Genomic DNA, 2204 nt, shown 5'->3' with positions numbered 1-2204 from the left:
AGCATGGGGGGCACGCCCGGTCCCGTTCCGAACCCGGAAGCTAAGCCCCATCGCGCCGAGAGTACTGCGGGGCCAGCCCGTGGGAGGCCAGGGCGCCGCTGACCGGTGGACGGCACCGAGCCGTCAGCGAACTTAGAAGGGGGAGGCCTCGCGGCCTCCCCCTTTTTTGCGTTAATGGGCAACATTCCTTATGCAATTAAATCAATTTAATCATCCACCGCTTAATATAGACGTTCACCGTTCTGTGGTCGGTTCTCTGTTCTCAATGGACTAATATTTGCTTTAGCGCACTGACGCGCTTGTCCTGTTTTACACGGGTCGTTTTATTGATTGTGACGGAAGGACTCACATGGCAGATGTTCATGAGCTGCTTGATACTTGGATTGCCAATGTCAAGGACGAGGAGCTCCTCGCTGAGCTCAACACGATGAAGGAGCAGGGTGATGAGGACGCCATCACCGACGCTTTCTTCCAGGATCTCGCCTTCGGTACTGCTGGTCTTCGCGGCACTATCGGTGCAGGCACTAACCGTATGAATATCTATACGGTCGGTCGTGCGACCCAGGGATTCGCTGACTACCTCAATGCGACCTTCGAGCATCCGACGGTCGCCATCGCTCGCGATAGCCGCAATAAAGGTGAGCTGTTCGTTAAGATGACGGCTGCCATTCTTGCAGCAAACGGTGTGACTGCCCTTGTGTATCCCAAGATTTCTCCTGTGCCGACGCTTTCCTGGGCTGTTCGTGATCTTAAGTGTTCCGGTGGCATTTGCATGACCGCTAGTCATAACCCGGCGCCGTATAACGGCTATAAGGCCTATGGCCCCGACGGCTGCCAGATAACCAGCGAGGCCGCCGATGCAATTTCTAAGGCCATCGCCGAGACCGATACGTTCACCGGAGTGAAGTCCATGGACTTCGATGAGGCTCTTGAGCAGGGCCTGGTCAAATGGATCGATGACTCGTGCCTCGAGCGTTATTACGACGCCGTACTCGCGCGCGGCGTTACGAATCTTTCTGCTGAGGAGATTGCCGGCGCACCGCTCAAGCTTGTCTATACGCCGTTGAATGGTACCGGCCTCATTCCCGTTACCACGGTGCTCGAGCGTGCTGGCATCACCGATGTAACGGTTGTTCCCGAGCAGAAGGAGCCTAACGGCGATTTCCCGACCTGCCCGTATCCAAACCCCGAGATCCGTCAGGCCATGCAGAAGGGCATCGACCTGTGCGAACAGGTTCACCCCGATCTGCTGCTTGCAACAGATCCTGACGCCGACCGTGTTGGCGTTGCCGTTAAGAATGGCGATGACTATCTGCTGCTGACCGGCAATGAGATGGGCGTTCTGCTCCTCGACTATATCTGCAAGACCCGTGCTGCCCGCGGTGAGGACCTCACTAAGAAGGTTGCCGTTACTACTATCGTTTCTTCCGCCATGGTTGACGCTTTGGCCGACGAGTACGGTTTTGAGCTCCGCCGCTGCCTGACGGGCTTCAAGTACATCGGCGACATCATTACTTCTCTTTCCGATGCTGGCGAGGTCGATCGCTTTATCTTCGGTTTCGAGGAGAGCTACGGCTATCTGGCCGGCGACCACGTGCGCGACAAGGACGCCGTGAGCACTTCGCTTCTGATTTGCCAGATGGCGCAGTATTACAAGCTCCAGGGCAAGAACCTCGCCGATGCGATGCACGAGCTGTACGAGAAGTATGGCTACTATCACAACAAGACGATTTCGCTGAGCTATCCGGGCGCTGAGGGTGCGGCAAAGATGGCCGGCATCATGGCTGGTCTGCGCGAGAACCCGCCCGCGGAGCTCGCCGGTTCCAAGATTGAGGCCGCCGTGGATTACAACACCTGCGTGAACGGCCTGCCGAGGGCTAACGTCATTGAGTTCGATCTTGAGGGTGGCAACAAGGGTATTGTTCGTCCTTCTGGCACCGAGCCCAAGATTAAGCTGTACATCTTCGCAAAGGGCGCGGATGCCGCCGAGGCTGATGCAGCACTTGACGCGATTGAAGAGTCCGGTCGCAAGCTGTTGGCCTAAGGCTTTGAAAGCCTATTTCTATAGTTAGACGGAGGAGGGGATCTCGGAAACGAGGTTCCCTCTTTATTACTGGCAAACACAACTGAGAATCAAAACTGTGTAGGAAATGTGTGCGCCCAGATTCCCGCCCCCGGGGCCCCTCCGGTCTGGCAATATATCT

General features: G+C 56.4%; 1 protein-coding gene and 1 rRNA gene. Both read left to right on the top strand.

Annotated features, from left to right (window positions below; genetic code table 11):
* Nucleotides 1-104, top strand: a 5S ribosomal RNA gene (gene rrf, locus DXC90_RS09415); the annotation flags it as partial.
* 245 nt (nt 105-349) lie between these two features.
* A complete protein-coding gene (locus DXC90_RS09410) occupies nt 350-2044 on the top strand; it encodes a phospho-sugar mutase (protein WP_117735744.1) in 1695 nt (564 codons plus the stop codon).
* Nucleotides 2045-2204: the final 160 nt, after the last annotated feature.

The sequence above is a fragment of the Collinsella sp. TF09-1AT genome (assembly GCF_003436895.1).
GTDB lineage: Bacteria > Actinomycetota > Coriobacteriia > Coriobacteriales > Coriobacteriaceae > Collinsella.
The sequence above is the reverse complement of the archived record's forward strand: the minus strand, read 5'-3'. Positions and strand labels throughout refer to the sequence as shown.

Bases quoted from the DNA above. Each gene is read 5' to 3' on its own strand.
- DXC90_RS09410 (WP_117735744.1), top strand. From the start codon at position 350: ATGGCAGATGTTCATGAGCTGCTTGATACTTGGATTGCCAATGTCAAG.